The sequence below is a fragment of the Phenylobacterium hankyongense genome, from assembly GCF_003254505.1.
GTDB lineage: Bacteria > Pseudomonadota > Alphaproteobacteria > Caulobacterales > Caulobacteraceae > Phenylobacterium > Phenylobacterium hankyongense.
Genome location: NZ_QFYP01000001.1, coordinates 170,001 through 185,645 on the forward strand (window position 1 = coordinate 170,001; position 15,645 = coordinate 185,645).

The window sequence follows — 15,645 nt, forward strand, 5'->3', positions numbered from 1 at the left end:
ACGTCCGGCGAACTCGCCCTGCGCGCCGACGCGCCGCGCAAGTTCCTGGAGGCCATCCTGCTGGAGCTTGCGCGCAACCACCTGGTGGTCAGCCGCCGCGGCAAGTTCGGCGGCTACACCCTCGCCCGCCCCGCGCCGGAGATCAGCTTCGCCGAAGTGATCCGGGTGATCGACGGGCCCCTGGCGCTGGCCCCCTGCGTCAGCCCGCGCCTGCACTTCCGCAAGTGCGACGACTGTCCCGACCGTGACGCCTGCTCCCTGCGCGAGGCCCTGCTCCGCGCCCGCGACGCCACCGCCGACGTGCTGGAGGGCTACAGCCTGGCCGCCGCCGCGGCCTCCGGATCGCTCGGCGCCGCGGCGCTCACCTAGGGAATCGCCCGTCCCGAACGAAGGCGGGCGGGAAAGCTTGCTTTCCCGCCCTCGCCGGCTGGCGGCCGGCTTCCAGCCCTCCTCTCGGAGGGGATCTCGAAAGAGCCTAGCTCGCGGCGATGTAGGCCTTCAGGCCGTCGGCCTCGGCTTCCACCTCGGAAATCTTCGACTTCACCAGGTCGCCGATGGAGACCAGACCCACCAGCCGCTCTTTGTGGCAGACCGGCAGGTGGCGGATACGGCGGTCGGTCATCCGGCCGAGCAGCGAATCCACCGTCTCGCCGGGCTCGGCGAACAGCACGTCGCGGGTCATGCAGCTGGACACCGGTCTGGTGAGCGCGCTTGCGCCGGCCTCAGCGACCGCCCGGACCACGTCGCGTTCGGAGACGATGCCCACCACCCGCTCGGCGTCGAGCACCACCAAGGCGCCGACCCGCCTGGAAAGCATCTGGCTGGCCACGGCCGCGACCGTCTCGGTGGGGCTCGCTGTGAACACAAGGTCGCCCTTGGTCCTGAGGATCTGTGAGACAAGCATCAGCGTCTCCTCTCCCGTGCTGGAGAACACCGTTGCGCAAAAATCTCCGGCCGGCAATGCACGCGAATGTGAGGCGTGCAGCTGGCGCCGGCTACGCGCGCCGCGCGAGCCAGGCGAAGGGGCTGATGACCAGCACGCCGGCGAGGAAGCCGGTGAGGTGGGCCTCCCAGGCGACGGTCGCGCCGCCCGCCCCAGGGGTGAAGCCGCTGCCCAGCACGCCGATCAGCACGTTGACCACCACCCAGGCGACTCCCATGCCGATCACCGGCGAGGAGATGATCGGCCCCAGCCGGCCGCGCCCGGCGATCAGCCGCGCCGAGCCCGCCATCAGGCCGGACAGCGCGCCCGAGGCGCCGACCAGCGGCTGGGCGCCGCCCGGATGCAGGGCCGCATAGCCGAGGTTGGAGAGCGCCCCGCAGGCCAGGTAGAAGGCGAAGAAAGTCAGCACGCCGCCCAGCCGCTCGCCGAAGAACCGCGCCACCGGGGTGGCGAAGGCCAGGGCGAAGGCGGCGTTCATCAGCGCATGCGCCCAGCCGCCGTGCACGAACAGCGCGGTGATCAGGGTCGCCCAGCGCCCCTGCGCCAGAGCCGCCGGAGAGAAGGCCATCGCATCGACCACCGTCTCCATCGGGAACCGGGTCTGCAGCGCATAGCCGCCGACGATCAGCCCCACCAGCAGCAGGGCCGGCCACGGCGCGTTGAACATCGGCTCCCGCGCCGGCCGCTCGTCCGGCTCCGGCCCCATCGGCTGCGGCCGCTCGGGCAGGCCGGAAGTGTCTTGATACCAGGAGACGTCCATCGCCCCCATTTAGGGGCTCTTGGCCGCACGCGCGACCGTCGCCGCCATCTTGCCTTGCTGGCGCCATCGGCCTTGGCGATTGTGCACGCCTGTCGGACGCCTCCAGGACCCCTCGATGACCCGTACCCTGCGCGCGAGCCTCGCGCTCGCCGCCACGATTTCTCTCCTTTCCCCGGGCCTCGCCCCCGCCTTCGCACAGACCCACCCGGCCGCCGCCGCCGAGGCTGCGCCGCTCAAGCTCGCGCCGGGGCAGTGGCCGCAGGCGCTGTCCGACCTGAAGGCCGATCCCGACACGCGGTTCGGCGCCCTGCCCAACGGCATGCGCTACGCGATCCGCAAGCAGTCGATCCCGCCCGGCCAGGCGGCGGTGCGCCTGTGGTTCGACGCCGGCTCCCTGGAGGAGACGGATCCGCAGCAGGGCCTCGCCCACTTCCTGGAGCACATGGCCTTCAACGGCTCCAAGGCGGTGCCGGAGGGCGACATGGTCAAGATCCTGGAGCGGCTGGGCCTGGCCTTCGGCGCCGACACCAACGCCTCCACCAACTTCGGCCAGACCATCTACCAGCTCGACCTGCCGCGGACGAACGACGAGACCGTCGACACTTCGCTGATGCTGCTGCGGGAGGCCGCCGGCAACCTGACCATCGCCCAGCCGGCCATGGACCGCGAGCGCGGCGTGGTGCTGTCGGAGGAGCGGGCCCGCGATACCCCCTCCTACCGCATCTATAAGCAACGGCTGGCCTTCCTGCTGCCGGGCCAGCGCCTGCCCACCCGCTATCCCATCGGCCAGGTGGACGTGCTGAAGACCGCGCCGGCGTCGCGGATCGTCGACTTCTATCATCACTACTACCGTCCCGACCGGGCGGTGCTGGTGGCGGTGGGCGACTTCGACCCCGCGGTCATGGAAGCCAAGATCAAGGCCAGGTTCGGTGACTGGAAGGCCGTCGGCCCGGTCGGGCCGGAGCCGGACCTCGGCCGGGTGAAGCCGCGGGGGACCGAGGCCAAGCTGGTGATCGAGCCCGGCGCGCCGCTGTCGCTGCAACTCGCCTGGGTCTCCCCGCCGGACCTCGCCCCCGACACCGTAGCCAAGCGCCGGCGCGATGTGGTCGAACAGCTGGGGTTCGCGGTGCTCAACCGCCGGTTCTCGGCGATCGCCCGCTCCGCCGAGCCGCCCTTCCTGGGCGCCGGCGCCTACAAGGGCGACCAGGAGCACTCCGCCGAGGTGACCATGGTCGGGGTCAGCGCCGAGCCGGGCAAGTGGCGCCCGGCGCTGGCCGCCGCCGAACAGGAGGAACGCCGCGCGGCGCAGTACGGCGTGCGGCAGGACGAGCTCGACCGCGAGATCGAGGAGATCCGCGCCATGCTCAAGGCGGCGGTCGCAGGCGCGGCCACCCGCCGTCAGGCCGACCTCGCCAACGAGATCGTGGGCTCCCTCGACGACAAGGAGGTGGTGACCAACCCCGCCGAGGACCTGGCGCTGTTCGACGCCGCCGTGAAGGGACTGAGGGCCGACGAGGTCTCCGCCGCCCTGAAGGCCGCCTTCGCCGGCTCCGGACCGCTGCTGTTCATGGCCTCCCCGCTGCCGGTGGAGGGCGGCGACCAGGCCCTGCTGGCCGAGCTCACCGCCTCGCAGAAGGTGGCGGTGACCGCGCCGGCCGCCCCGGCCCAGGTCGCCTGGCCCTACGAAAGCTTCGGCTCGCCCGGCAAGGTCGCCGAGACCAAGGGCGTCGCCGACCTCGGCGCCACCTTCGTCCGCTTCGAGAACGGCGTGCGGCTCACCGTCAAGCCGACCAAGTTCCGCGACGACGAGGTGCTGGTCCGGGTCAACGTCGGCGACGGGCTCGAGGATCTGCCGAGCGATCGGCAGAGCGCCAGCTGGGCGTCGGGCGCGTTCATCGAGGGCGGCCTCAAGAAGATCTCCAACGAGGACATGGAGCGGGTGCTGGCCGCCAAGGTGTTCGGCGCCCGCTTCGGGATCACCGACGACGCCTTCGTGCTCTCCGGCTCGACGCGGACCGGCGACCTGCCGACCCAGATGCAGGTGCTGGCCGCCTACCTGGCCGAGCCCGGCTGGCGGCCGCAGGCCTTCCAGCGCCTAAAGGCGGCCGGCAAGACCATCCACGACCAGTACGAGTCCACCGATTCCGGCGTGCTTTCCCGCGACCTCGGCGGGCTGATCCATCGCGGCGACCGCCGCTGGACCTTCCCGAGCCGCGAGGAGATCGCCGACGCCCGGCCCGACGACCTGCAGGCCCAGATCGTCCCCAACCTCGCCAACGGCCCGGTCGAGGTGGTGGTGGTCGGCGACGTGACGGTGGAGCAGGCGACGCAGGCCGTGGCCCGCACCTTCGGCGCCCTGCCCGCCCGGCCGGCGCCCAAGCCGGTTCCGGCGACGCAGCGCCAGGTCGGCTTCCCGGCCGGCGTCGCCCAGCCGGTCGTGCTCACCCACAAGGGCCGCGCCGACCAGGCCATCGGCTACATCGCCTGGCCGACCACCGACTACTGGACCAACCCGCAGCGGGCGCGCGACACCGCCGTGCTGGGCGAGGTGATGCGCATCCGGCTTACCGAGCAGCTGCGCGAGGCCGAGGGCGCCACCTACAGCCCCTCGGTCGGCTATAGCCACAGCCTGGTCTGGTCGGGCTGGGGCTACCTGGCGTCGAGCGTGGAGGTGCCGCCGGAGAAGCTGCCGCAGTTCTTCTCCGACGTGGACAAGATCGTCGCCGACCTGAAGACCAAGGAGGTGTCCGCCGACGAGCTGGCCCGCGCCAAGAAACCTCGCCTGGAGACCATCCAGCGCGCCCAGGTGACCAACCAGTACTGGCTGTCCGAGCTCTCGGGCGCCCAGGCCGATCCCCGCCGGCTCGACAGCATCCGCGAGGTCATCCCCGGCACGGCGAAGGTGACGCCCGCCGACGTCAAGCGGGCCGCCGAGACCTTCCTGAAGGACGACAAGGCCTACAAGGTCATCGTCCGGCCGCAGGCCAAGCTGGTCGAGGCCGGGGCCGACAAGGCCGCCGCGCACTGAAGGCGGCGTGTGTCATGCCGGCACAACCTCCGGCTGGCGCGCGATTTCCTGCAAGCCTCATGCGGCCATCATCGGCCGCGTGAGGCGGCTTACATGTTCCACGCCAACACAGAACGGCTGATCGAATACTGGGCCAGCCGCGCCCTGCCCGGACGGGCTCCGAACCGCTCCGCCATCCAGCCCGCCGACTTCCGCCAGCTGATGCCGCAGACCTTCATCCTCGGCCGCGAGGCCAGGGGCCTGTACCCGGTCCGGCTGGCCGGCGGCCTGATCGCCGAACTGCACCAGCTCGACCTGCGCGGGGTGAACGGCCTGGCGCTGTGGTCCGAACGCGACCGCCTGCGCCTGCAGACCGCGCTCGAGGAGATCCGCACGCGGCCCGAGCCGCTGGTCGCCGTCGCCGAGGTGCTGACCGACGGCGCGAGCCTGCCGATGGAGGTGCTGTTCGCGCCCCTCACCGCCGACGACGGCGGACCGGACCGCTACCTCGGCCTCTACCAGCCGCTGTCCATGGTCGCGCGCCTGCAGGGCCGCGCGGCCCTGGAGCTGTCGGTGCGCAGCCTGCGCCGCCCAGGCGCCGCCAACGAGCAAGCGCCCCGCGTGCGCCTCGCCGCCATCGGCGGCCGGCTGATCGCTTAGGCCGCCTGCAGGCCGTCGCCGTAGACCGGCGCGTCGTCCGGCGCCAGCGCCGGCCGCCCACGGATCACGTCGGCGATCTTCTCGGCGATCATGATGGTGGGGGCGTTGGTGTTGCCGCCCACCAGGGTCGGCATCACCGAGGCGTCGATCACCCGCAGGCCGGAAATCCCCTGCACGTTCAGCTCGGAATCGACCACCGCCATGGGATCGCCGTCGGCGCCCATCCGGCAGGTGCCCACCGGGTGGTAGATCGTCTCGCCGGTCTTGCGGATCCAGGCGTCGATCTCGGCGTCGGTCTTCACGTCCGCCCCCGGCGCGAACTCGGAGCCGCGGTAGGGATCGAGCGCCGACTGCGCGGCCACGTCGCGCATCATCTTCACGCCCTCGCGCATGGCGCGGCGGTCCTCCTCGGCCGACAGGTAGTTGGCGAAGATCGCCGGGTCGGCCAGCGGATCGGCGGATTTAAGTCCCACCCAGCCGCGGCTCTCGGGGCGAAGCTGGCAGACGTGGAAGGTGAAGCCGTCCTTCGGCACCGACACCTTGCCGTGGTCCTGCATGATGGCGAGCACGGTGTGGATCTGCAGGTCGGGGCGGTCGAGGTCGGGCCGCGAGCGCAGGAAGGCCCCCGCCTCCAGGAAGTTCTGCCGCCCGATGCCCTTGCCGAACAGCATGTAGTTCAGCCCGACGCCGAGCATCTTCAGGCCCTTGCGCTGGGAATAGACGGTGATCGGCAGCGGGCATTCCCAGGACAAGGTCACGTCCAGGTGGTCCTGCAGGTTCGCGCCCACGCCCTTCAACTGGTGGACCGGCTTGATCCCGTGGCGGCCGAGCTCGTCGGCGTCGCCGATGCCGGAGAGCTGCAGGATGTGCGGCGACTGCGCCGCGCCGGCCGACAGCAGCACCTCGGCGTCGGCGTAGACGATCCGCGTGGTGGTCGCCTTGGCCTCCAGGATCTCCACGCCGACCGCGCGGCCGTTCGCGACCACGATCCGCGTGGTCCGCGCCCCGGTCAGGCAGGTGAGGTTCGGCCGCCCCAGCGCCGGGTGCAGGTAGCCGCGCGCCGCGCTCCACCGCTGGCCGTTGTGGATGGTCAGCTGGTAGGGGCCGAAGCCCTCCTGCTGGAAACCGTTGAAGTCGCTGGTCAGCGGATAGCCGGCCTGCGCGCCGGCCTCGATGCTGGCCTTGTAGATCGGGTTCGGCGTCGCGGCCTTGGACACCCGCAACGGACCGTCGCCGCCGTGCCACGGGTCGGCCCCGCCCTCCAGGCTCTCCGAGCGCTTGAAGTAAGGCAGCACGTCCGCATAGCCCCAGCCGGGCAGGCCCATCTGCCGCCACTGGTCGTAGTCCCGCGCGTGGCCGCGGATGTAGACCATGCCGTTGATCGAGGACGACCCGCCCCAGCCCTTGCCGCGCGGCCACCACAGCTTGCGGTCGTTGAGATGCGGCTCAGGCTCGGTCCAGAAGCCCCAGTTGAACGGCCCCTGCTTGCCGATCAGCCCGCCGACCCCGGCCGGCATCTTGATCATCAGCGAGGAATCCTTGCCGCCCGCCTCGACCAGCAGGACCTTGGTCTCGGGATCCTCGCTCAGCCGGTTGGCCAGCACGCAGCCGGCCGAACCCGCGCCGATGATGATGTAGTCGTAGCGATCCATTCGCGGGGCCTTGATCGATGGTGGTTGTCCCGAAACGTGACGCGGGAGTCATCTTCTGGCAAGGCCCCGCTCCTCCCCCGAAGCAAAGACTTCGGGGGAGGGGGACCACCCGCCGGAGAGCGGGTGGTGGAGGGGGCGCGGGCCTGGCGCAGTGCGTCGGCTCGCCCCCTCCGTCACGCCCTCTGCGGGGCGCGCCACCTCCCCCGCTGCGCAGGGGAGGAGCGATTTAACGCCCCTTCCATTGCGGAGGGCGCTTCTGGGAGAACGCCATCGGCCCCTCGACGAAGTCCTCGCTGCGGAACAGCGCCGCCACCGCCGGATAGCGGTTCTGGCCCTTGATCGCGGCTTCCAGCGTCGGCTCGTCCAGGCCCTTGTAGACCGCCTCCTTCGAGGCCCGCACCGACATCGGCGACAGCTCGACGATCTGCGCGGCCCAGCGTCTCGCCGCCGCCATCAGCTCGGCGGCCGGGACCACCTCGGCGACGAAGCCCAGTTCCCGGCCCTCCGCCGCGGTCACCCGCCGGCCGGTGAGGATCATGCTCAGCGCCCGCTTGGTCCCGATCTGCCTGGGCAGGCGATGCAGGCCGCCGGCCAGGGCTGCGAGGCCGACCCGCGGCTCCGGGAGGGCGAAGGTGGCCGTGTCGGCCGCTATAATGAGATCGCAGGCCAGCGCGATCTCGAAGCCGCCGCCCATCGCCACCCCGTTCACCGCCGCGATCAGCGGCTTCGTCAGGTCGAACCGCGAGGTCAGGCCGGCGAAGCCGGACGGCGGGCTCTCCATCTTGCCGCCTCCGGCCTGGTGCTTCAGGTCGTTGCCGGCCGAAAAGGCGCGCTCGCCGGCGCCGGTGACGATGGCCACCCACTGCTCGGGATCGGCGGCGAAGGCGTCGAAGGCGTCGGCCAGCTCGAAGTGCGCCGGCGAATGCAGGGCGTTCATCACCTCCGGCCGGTTCAGGGTCACCGTGGTGACCGGCCCCTCGCGCTCCACCTGGATGAATTCGTAGGCCATCGCCGGTCCTCCCGTTTTCAGCAGCCTGCGGCCGGCGCCCTAGCATCCGTCAACCGGCCTCAGCTCGCGGCGGTAGCGCTTCCAGTTCTCCACATAATGATGTGCGCCCGCGGCCAGCATCGCCCCCTGCTCCGGCGACAGCTCGCGCACCACCTTGCCCGGCGCGCCCATCACCAGGGAGTTGTCGGGGATCTGCTTGCCCTCGGTGATCAGGCAGTTGGCGCCGATCAGGCAGTTTTTCCCGATCTGCGCCCCGTTCAGGACGATCGAGCCGATGCCGATCAGCGAATTGTCGCCGATGGTGCAGCCGTGCAGCATGACCAGGTGCCCGACCGTCACGTTGGCCCCGATGGTCAGCGGCGAGCCGGCGTCGGTGTGCAATACGCTTCCGTCCTGCACGTTGGAGTTCTCGCCGAGGAGGATCGGGTCGTTGTCGCCGCGAAGGGTGGCGCCAAACCAGACCGAAGCGTTTTTCTTCAGAATCACTCGCCCCATCACGGCTGCGGTGGGCGCAATCCAGTATTCGTCATCATTCGGTAATTCAGGCGTCACACCGCCCAAGTCGTACACAGCCATCCGCACACCCCGTTTCTTGCGACAAACCGTCCGTTTAACACTTCAGAAAGCACGTTAGGATCATTCTAGTCGGGCGATTCGAGGGGGCGATAGCCCTCCCGGAAGCCGCCGCGGGCCGAGCACGGTCCCGCGTCTCGCGCTGGGCGGAGTTGATGGCGTCGAGTCTGTTGTTCTCTCGCGGGGAACCCCCGCCCGGACCAGCACAGGAAGGCGAGCCGCCAGGCTGCGCACGCCGCCGCATCCGTTCCAACCCGACCACCCAAAGGGCGCTCCATCGCGGAGACGCCCTTTTTTCTTGCCCCCACGGAGGCTTTTGATGAGCAAGCGAGCCATGAAGCGACAGCTGCGCGAAGGTGCGTTCGACGCCGGTCAGTTCGAGGGCGACGATAAGATCCGCCGGCTGCCGCTCGACCGAGGCTGGTCGCCGCTCGCCCATCACAACAGCAACACCGAGGACCGCGATCAGGGCTACCTGAAGACCATCAAGGCCAAGTCCCCCGGCCAGGAGGAGCTGATCAAGGCGATCGACGACAAGAACCTGGTCATGGCGCTCGGCCCGGCCGGCACCGGCAAGACCTATCTCGCCATCGCCAAGGCCGTCGAGGCGCTGGAGGCGGGCCGGGTCGGGCGCATCGTGCTCTCGCGCCCCGCCGTCGAAGCCGGCGAATCCATCGGCTTCCTGCCCGGCGACGCGGAGGACAAGCTCGCCCCCTACCTGCGGCCGCTCTACGACGCGCTCTCCGACCGGCTGTCGATGAAGCGGGTGCGCAGCCTGATGGCCGAGGGCGCCATCGAGATCGCGCCGGTCGGCTTCATGCGCGGCCGGACGCTGAACAACGCCTTCGTGGTGATCGACGAGGCCCAGAACTGCACCTACATGCAGCTCAAGATGCTGCTGACCCGGCTGGGCTGGCACTCGACCATGGTGGTCACCGGCGACCCCAACCAGTCGGACCTGCTCCCCGAGCTGTCGGGCCTGGGTCCGGTGGCGGAGAAGCTGGAGGCGATCGGCAACATCGCCGTGGTCCGCCTGGCCGACCGCGACATCGTCCGCCACCCCCTGGTCGCCGAGATGCTGGGCGTCCTCTAGACCCGTCATCGGAACCTCGCCTCTGCCCGGCCGCTAGACCGGGCGGAGGCGAGCCATGACCCAGATCCCCGAAGAGCCCGTGGCCACCGGCGACCGGCGCGCGGAAGCCCACTACGAGCCCAAGCCCGGCCAGCTGGTGAAGGCCCGCTTCACCGAGAAACCCGGCGAACCACCGCCGCCCGACGAACACACCGGGCGCGTCGACGCCGGCCTGCCCGCCGAGGTGGGACCGCCGGTGGAGGACCTCGCCGTCGCCCCGCCGTCCTCCTCCGTCTGGGATGCCCGACCGTTGGGGGACGACGCCGAGACGAGCGGCGATCCCGCCGGGCGCTGACGAAAAGCCGGCTGGCGGGTTGATCCCCGGCCGCGCGCCCACTAGATAGTTCGGCAACCTAACTATCTAGCCGAGTCCTCATGCCCGCCGCGGCCGTCACCGATCCCACCGACATCGTCGCCCTGGCCGACGCCCTGCGTCCGGCCCTGCTGCGCGTCTCGCGCCGGCTGCGCCAGGAGGCGCAGAAGGCCGGCCTCTCGGCCCAGGACGCCCTGCTCCTCGGCGCCATCAAGAAGAACCCCGGCGTCGGCGTCAGCGCCCTGGCCGACGCCGAGCGCACCTCGCGTCCGACCATGAGCGGCCATATCAAGCGCCTGGAGGCGTTGGGGCTGGTGGCCCGCAGCGGGGACGAGGCCGACGGCCGCCGCTCGGGCCTGGCGATCACCGCCGCCGGCGCGCGCAAGCTCGACATCATCCGCCGCCAGCGCAACGACTGGCTCGCCGCGCGCCTCGCCACCCTCCCGGCGGCGGAGCGGGCGACGCTGGCCGCCGCCGCCGCCCCGCTGCTCAAGCTGGTGGGCGCGCAGGCATGAGGCGGGCCGACACCCTCGCCGAGGAGCTGATCGAACAGCCGATCCTGGACGCGGCCGCGGTGGAGTCCATTCCGGCGCCTGCGGCCGCGCAGGCCGGCGCGGGCCGCAACTGGCTGGTCCCGGCGATCATCGGCTCGGCGCTGATGATGCAGACGCTGGAGGCCACGGTGATCTCCAACGCCCTGCCGACCATCGCGCGCGCCATGCACGAGGATCCGCTGCGGCTGAACATGGCCATCACCATGTTCCTGCTGGCCTCGGCGGTCTTCCTGCCGGTCTCCGGCTGGGTGGCCGACAAGTTCGGCGCCAAGCGCGTCTTCATGCTGTCGATCGTGCTGTTCGCGGTCTCCTCGGCGGCCTGCGGCTTCGCCCAGACCCTGCCGGAGCTGGTGGTCGGGCGGATCTTCCAGGGCATGGCCGCGGCCATGATGGCCCCGGTCGGACGCCTCGTGCTCCTGCGCACCACCGCGAAGAGCGAGCTGATCGGCGCGATGTCGGTGCTGACCATGCCGGCGCTGCTGGGGCCGGTGATCGGGCCGGTGCTCGGCGGCTTCATCGTCACCTATTTCAACTGGCGCTGGATCTTCTACATCAACCTGCCGGTCGCCCTGGTCGGCGTCCTGCTGGTGCGCGCCTACGTGCCCAACGTGAAGGAGCAGGCGGTCTCGCCGATCGACCTCGTCGGCATCGTCCTGACCGGCGTCGGCCTCGCCAGCCTGATCTTCGGCTTCGAGAACCTGGGCCGCAGCGTCCTGCCGCCGCCGGCCGTGGCCGGGCTGTTCGCCTTCTCGGCGCTGAGCCTCGGCCTCTACTGGCGGCACGCGCGCGGCAATCCGCACGCCATCCTCGACCTCAGCATCTTCCGCATCCGGACCTTCTCTGCCTCGGTCACCGGCGGCGCCTTCATGCGCATCGCCATGGGCGCGACGCCGTTCCTGCTGGCCATGCTGCTGCAGATCGGCTTCGGCATGTCCGCCTTCGCCGCCGGCCTGATGACCTTCATCTCGGCGGCCGGCGCCCTGCTGATGAAGACCGTGGCGCCGCCGATCCTGCGCCGCTTCGGTTTCCGCAAGGTTCTGATCGTCAACGCGGTGATCGTCGGCGTCAGCTTCATGGCCTACAGCCTGTTCAAGCCGTCGACGCCGCACTGGCTGATCATGATCGTGCTGGCGGTGGGCGGCCTCTTCCGCTCCCTGCAGTTCACCAGCCTGAACGGCCTGGCCTACGCCGACATCGGCCAGGACCGGATGAGCCGCGCCTCCACCACCTCCGCCATGGCCCAGCAGGTCGTGCAGTCGGTCGGCATCGGCCTGGCCGCCGCGCTGATCCACATCCTCATGCTGGCCCGCGGCGAGACCCACCTGACCGCCGGCGCCGTCAGCCCGGCCTTCCTGATCGTCGGGCTGGTGTCCCTCGTCTCGATCGCCTGGTTCGTCCCCCTGCCGGCCGACGCCGGCGACGACATGAACGGCCGCGGCCGCGCCTGAGCCGGGCGACTGGCGGACGGTGGGGCGCCTCCTCTAAGGTGTCGCCCAACCTGAGCTGCTTGCGAGTTCGCCCGCCCATGAAGACCGTCACCGCCCTCGCCGCCGTCCTGCTGGCGGCGGGATCTCCCGTCATCGCCGCGCCCGCGCACAAGGCGCCGGCCAAGCCCGCCGCGGTCGCCCGCGTGGTCCTGCCGACCGCCGTCGCGCCGGAGCGCTACGACATCCGGGTCACCCCGGACGCCCAGAAGCTGACCTTCCAGGGCCAGGCCAGGATCGCCGTGGTGGTGAAGCGCGCCACCGACCGCATCGTGCTGAACGCCGCCGACCTGACCATCCAGAAGGTCAGCCTGTCCGGCCGCCCCGCCGCCCCGCGCATCGTCCTCGACGACGCCCAGCAGACCGCCGCCTTCGTGTTCGCCAAGCCGCTGACGCCCGGCCGCTACGTGCTGAGCATCGACTACGCGGGCAAGATCTTCACCCAGGCCTCGGGCCTGTTCGCCCTCGACTACGACGGGGCCAAGGGCAAGCAGCGCGCCCTCTTCACCCAGTTCGAGAACTCCGACGCCCGCCGTTTCGCCCCCATGTGGGATGAGCCCGGCGTGAAGTCGGTCTTCGCCCTCACGGTGGAGGCCCCCGCCGACCAGATGGCGATCTCCAACATGCCGGTGGCGAAGACCACGGCCCTGCCCGGCGGCCGCCAGGCGGTGACCTTCGCCGACTCGCCGAAGATGAGCTCCTACCTGCTGTTCCTCGGGCTCGGCGACTTCGAGCGCATCCACCGGCAGGTGGGCAAGACCGACGTCGGCGTGGTGGTCCGCCGCGGCGACACCGCCAAGGGCGAATTCGCCCTCGACGCGGCGGTCAAGATCCTCGGCTACTACAATGACTATTTCGGCACGCCCTACCCGCTGCCCAAGCTCGACCTGGTGGCCGGCCCCGGCCAGAGCCAGTTCTTCGGCGCCATGGAGAACTGGGGGGCGATCTTCTACTTCGACTATTACCTGCTGCTCGACCCCAAGCTCTCCACCGAGCATGACCGCCAGCAGGTGTTCGTGGTGATCGCCCACGAGATGGCCCACCAGTGGTTCGGCGACCTCGTCACCATGGCCTGGTGGGACGACCTGTGGCTCAACGAGGGCTTCGCCTCCTGGATGGAGAACAAGGCCACCGACCACTTCCATCCCGAGTGGAAGATGTGGCTGCAGACCCAGAGCGGCCAGCAGGCGGCCATGCGGCTCGACGCCCGCACCGGCACGCACCCGATCATCACCCCGATCCCCGACGTGTTCGCCGCCGCCAACGCCTTCGACGACATCACCTACCAGAAGGGCCAGGCGGTCATCCGCATGCTGGAGAGCTATGTGGGCGAGGATGTCTTCCGCGCCGGCGTGCGCAACTACATCGCCAGGCACGCCTACGGGAACACGGTCACCGACGACCTGTGGACCGAGCTCGACCACGTGTCGCCGAAGCCGGTGACCGCCATCGCCCATGACTTCACCCTGCAGGCCGGCGTGCCGCTGATCCGCGCCGAGCCGGCGCCGCAGGGCCTGCGGCTCACCCAGGGCCGCTTCGCCGCCGACGCCGCCTCGCAGACGCCGCACACCTGGCGCACGCCGGTTGCAGTCGGCGGCGCCGATGGCGCTGTGGCCTGGCGCGGCGTCGTCAGCGCAAACTCGCCCGCGGTCGTGCCCGGGGCGGGCGAGAGGCCCGCGGTCGTCAACGCCGGCCAGACCGCCTACTTCCGCACCGCCTATGCGCCGGAGCTGTGGACGCCGCTCGCGCCGCGGTTCGCCGGTCTGACGCCGGAAGACCAGCTCGGCCTGCTCTACGACAGCCGCGCGCTCGGCGAGGCCGGCGTCGCGCCGATGAGCCGGTTCCTGGAGCTGACCCGCTACGCCGATCCGGGCCTCGACCCGATCGTGCTGCAGACCCTGGCCGATGAGTTGGCGGCCATCGACGGCTATTACCAGGGCCTGCCCGGCCGCGACGCCTATCGCGCCTTCGCCCGCGCCCGCCTCGCCCCGGTCTTCGCCCGCGTCGGCTGGACGCCGGCGCCCGGCGAGGCCGACAACGTCGCCCTGCTGCGCACCTCGCTGATAGCCGCGCTGGGTGAATTCGACGACCCGGCCGTGGTCGCCGAAGCGCGTCGCCGGTTCGCCGCGTACCTGAAGGATCCGCAGAGCCTCACCGGCTCGGTCCGCAGCACGGTGCTGGGCATCGTCGCCGGCCACGCGGACGCAACCGCCTGGGAGCAACTGCACCAGCTCGCCCGCGCCTCGACCGACCCCACCGACAAGTCGCGCCTCTACCGCCGCCTGGGCGCGAGCCACGATCCGGCCCTGGCCGACAAGGCCCTGGCCCTGGCGCTGAGCGGCGAGCCTGTAGCCACCGACGCGCCTGCCATCATCTCCGCGGTCGCCAATGTCTATCCGGAGAAGGCCTTCGACTTCGCGCTCGCGCACCGCGCCGCGATCGAAGCCATGCTGGAGCCCACCAGCCGGACCAGCTTCTTCACCGGCCTGGGCGGCCGCAGCCACGATCCGGCCATGGAGCAGAAGCTGGCCGCCTTCGCCAAGACGGCGCCGGCCTCCAGCCGCGGGGAGGCCGACAAGGCGATCGCCGCCGTTCGTGTCCGGATCGACGTGACGACCAAGCGCCTGCCGGAGGTCGACCGCTGGCTGGCCACCCACCCGGGCTAGGCCAGGGCCGTCAGTCGCAGGGGGCGGTCTCGCCGGTGTCGGTGTGGACGCGGAAGCACTGGCGCTCGCCGGTGTCGCAGGCCTCGACCATCAGCGACACCTCGTCGTTGGCGTTCGCGGTCGGGTGGAAGTTCTCCACGAAGTGCAGCGCCGCATCCTCGAAGCTGGCGCCCTCGATCATGTGGGCGCGCGACGGGGCCTCCGCCGCGCCGTGGACGGCGAAGCGTCGCTGCAGGGTGGCGTCCTTGACCGGCATGCTGTTCTCCTCTGGCACAGCAACGCTCGAGCTCGACGAAGGATTCCCGCGAGGCGCCAAAGGCGGTGGATAACCGCGCCGCCCGCGCCCACATGTCCAGGACAGCCACTCAGACAGCCACTCAGGGAGACATCCGATGATCCGCAAGGCGCACGCCGTTTGGCGCGGCACGGGACGTGACGGCAATGGCGAGCTGACCACCGACTCCGGCGTGCTTTCCGAGACGCCCTACTCCTACAAGACGCGTTTCGAGTCCGAGCGGGGGACCAATCCGGAGGAGCTGATCGCGGCGGCCCACGCCGGCTGCTTCACCATGGCCCTGGCTTTCCAGCTGCAGGCCGCCGGCTTCACCCCCACCGAGTTGTCCACCGAGGCCGCCGTCTCCCTCGATCCCGACGGCCAGGGGTTCAAGATCTCCAAGTCGGCGCTGACGCTTCGCGCCCAGGTCCCGGGCCTCGACCAGGCGAAGTTCGACGAGCTCGCCCGCAACGCCGAGCAGAACTGCCCGGTCTCCAAGCTGCTCAAGGCCGGGATCACGCTGGACGCGACGCTCGGCTAAACCGCGGCGTGCAGCCTCGGCGCTCTGAACCTTAGGTGGCGCTCTCGCCTCTTGCCCCGCCGCAGTCGGTCGGGTTA

Annotated in this window: 15 protein-coding genes (1 of these 15 cut by a window edge); 9 read left to right on the forward strand and 6 right to left on the reverse strand. The window is 70.8% G+C overall.

The window, feature by feature from the left end:
• Window positions 1-369, forward strand: partial view of an RrF2 family transcriptional regulator gene (locus DJ021_RS00765; protein ID WP_111455703.1) — the 3' portion only. The gene continues 72 nt to the left of window position 1, outside the view; 369 of the gene's 441 nt are visible here — the last part of the coding sequence; the start codon falls outside the window, past its left edge; it ends in the stop codon at window positions 367-369.
• Between the two features lie 106 nt (window positions 370-475).
• Here DJ021_RS00765 and DJ021_RS00770 read toward each other — a convergent pair whose 3' ends face one another.
• Window positions 476-904, reverse strand: coding sequence for a CBS domain-containing protein (locus DJ021_RS00770; RefSeq protein WP_111455704.1), 429 nt, complete (start codon window positions 902-904; stop codon window positions 476-478).
• A 91-nt stretch (window positions 905-995) separates the two neighbouring features.
• Window positions 996-1,703, reverse strand: a complete 708-nt coding sequence (locus tag DJ021_RS00775) for a rhomboid family intramembrane serine protease (protein ID WP_243625872.1) — start codon at window positions 1,701-1,703, stop codon at window positions 996-998.
• Between the two features lie 115 nt (window positions 1,704-1,818).
• On the opposite strand from DJ021_RS00775, the gene DJ021_RS00780 reads away from it, so the two are divergent.
• Both DJ021_RS00780 and DJ021_RS00785 read left to right on the forward strand, forming a co-directional pair.
• Window positions 1,819-4,731 carry a M16 family metallopeptidase gene (locus DJ021_RS00780; protein WP_111455705.1) on the forward strand — a complete coding sequence of 971 codons (2,913 nt, stop codon included), beginning with the start codon at window positions 1,819-1,821 and terminating at the stop codon, window positions 4,729-4,731.
• A gap of 93 nt (window positions 4,732-4,824) precedes the next feature.
• Complete coding sequence (locus DJ021_RS00785; protein WP_111455706.1) at window positions 4,825-5,370, forward strand: PAS domain-containing protein; 546 nt, start codon at window positions 4,825-4,827, stop codon at window positions 5,368-5,370.
• Here the strand turns inward: DJ021_RS00785 and DJ021_RS00790 are convergent.
• The 3 genes from DJ021_RS00790 to DJ021_RS00800 form a co-directional block, all read right to left on the reverse strand.
• Window positions 5,367-7,022 (reverse strand): choline dehydrogenase, encoded by a 1,656-nt coding sequence (locus DJ021_RS00790; protein ID WP_111455707.1) that lies wholly within the window; start codon window positions 7,020-7,022, stop codon window positions 5,367-5,369. The genes DJ021_RS00785 and DJ021_RS00790 overlap by 4 nt on opposite strands.
• A 226-nt stretch (window positions 7,023-7,248) precedes the next feature.
• A complete protein-coding gene (locus DJ021_RS00795; RefSeq protein ID WP_111455708.1) occupies window positions 7,249-8,031 on the reverse strand; it encodes an enoyl-CoA hydratase-related protein in 783 nt (260 codons plus the stop codon).
• Window positions 8,032-8,070: 39 nt separating this feature from the next.
• A complete protein-coding gene (locus tag DJ021_RS00800; protein ID WP_111455709.1) occupies window positions 8,071-8,607 on the reverse strand; it encodes a gamma carbonic anhydrase family protein in 537 nt (178 codons plus the stop codon).
• A 316-nt stretch (window positions 8,608-8,923) separates the two neighbouring features.
• Between DJ021_RS00800 and DJ021_RS00805 the strand changes: the two genes are divergently transcribed.
• The 5 genes from DJ021_RS00805 to DJ021_RS00825 all read left to right on the forward strand — a co-directional run bounded on the left by DJ021_RS00805 (window position 8,924) and on the right by DJ021_RS00825 (window position 14,753).
• A complete protein-coding gene (locus tag DJ021_RS00805) occupies window positions 8,924-9,697 on the forward strand; it encodes a PhoH family protein (RefSeq protein WP_111455710.1) in 774 nt (257 codons plus the stop codon).
• 55 nt (window positions 9,698-9,752) lie between these two features.
• The gene (locus DJ021_RS00810) at window positions 9,753-10,031 is read left to right on the forward strand and encodes a hypothetical protein (RefSeq protein ID WP_111455711.1); all 279 of its coding nucleotides are present in this window, start codon (window positions 9,753-9,755) and stop codon (window positions 10,029-10,031) included.
• Window positions 10,032-10,111: 80 nt separating this feature from the next.
• Window positions 10,112-10,564 (forward strand): MarR family winged helix-turn-helix transcriptional regulator, encoded by a 453-nt coding sequence (locus DJ021_RS00815; RefSeq protein WP_111455712.1) that lies wholly within the window; start codon window positions 10,112-10,114, stop codon window positions 10,562-10,564.
• Window positions 10,561-12,051 carry an MFS transporter gene (locus tag DJ021_RS00820; RefSeq protein ID WP_111455713.1) on the forward strand — a complete coding sequence of 497 codons (1,491 nt, stop codon included), beginning with the start codon at window positions 10,561-10,563 and terminating at the stop codon, window positions 12,049-12,051. Before DJ021_RS00815 ends, DJ021_RS00820 begins: the two co-directional genes overlap by 4 nt.
• A gap of 77 nt (window positions 12,052-12,128) precedes the next feature.
• Window positions 12,129-14,753, forward strand: a complete 2,625-nt coding sequence (locus tag DJ021_RS00825) for a M1 family metallopeptidase (protein WP_111455714.1) — start codon at window positions 12,129-12,131, stop codon at window positions 14,751-14,753.
• Window positions 14,754-14,763: 10 nt separating this feature from the next.
• Here DJ021_RS00825 and DJ021_RS00830 read toward each other — a convergent pair whose 3' ends face one another.
• A complete protein-coding gene (locus DJ021_RS00830) occupies window positions 14,764-15,009 on the reverse strand; it encodes a DUF5961 family protein (protein ID WP_111455715.1) in 246 nt (81 codons plus the stop codon).
• A gap of 136 nt (window positions 15,010-15,145) precedes the next feature.
• On the opposite strand from DJ021_RS00830, the gene DJ021_RS00835 reads away from it, so the two are divergent.
• The gene (locus DJ021_RS00835; protein WP_111455716.1) at window positions 15,146-15,568 is read left to right on the forward strand and encodes an OsmC family protein; all 423 of its coding nucleotides are present in this window, start codon (window positions 15,146-15,148) and stop codon (window positions 15,566-15,568) included.
• Window positions 15,569-15,645: the final 77 nt, after the last annotated feature.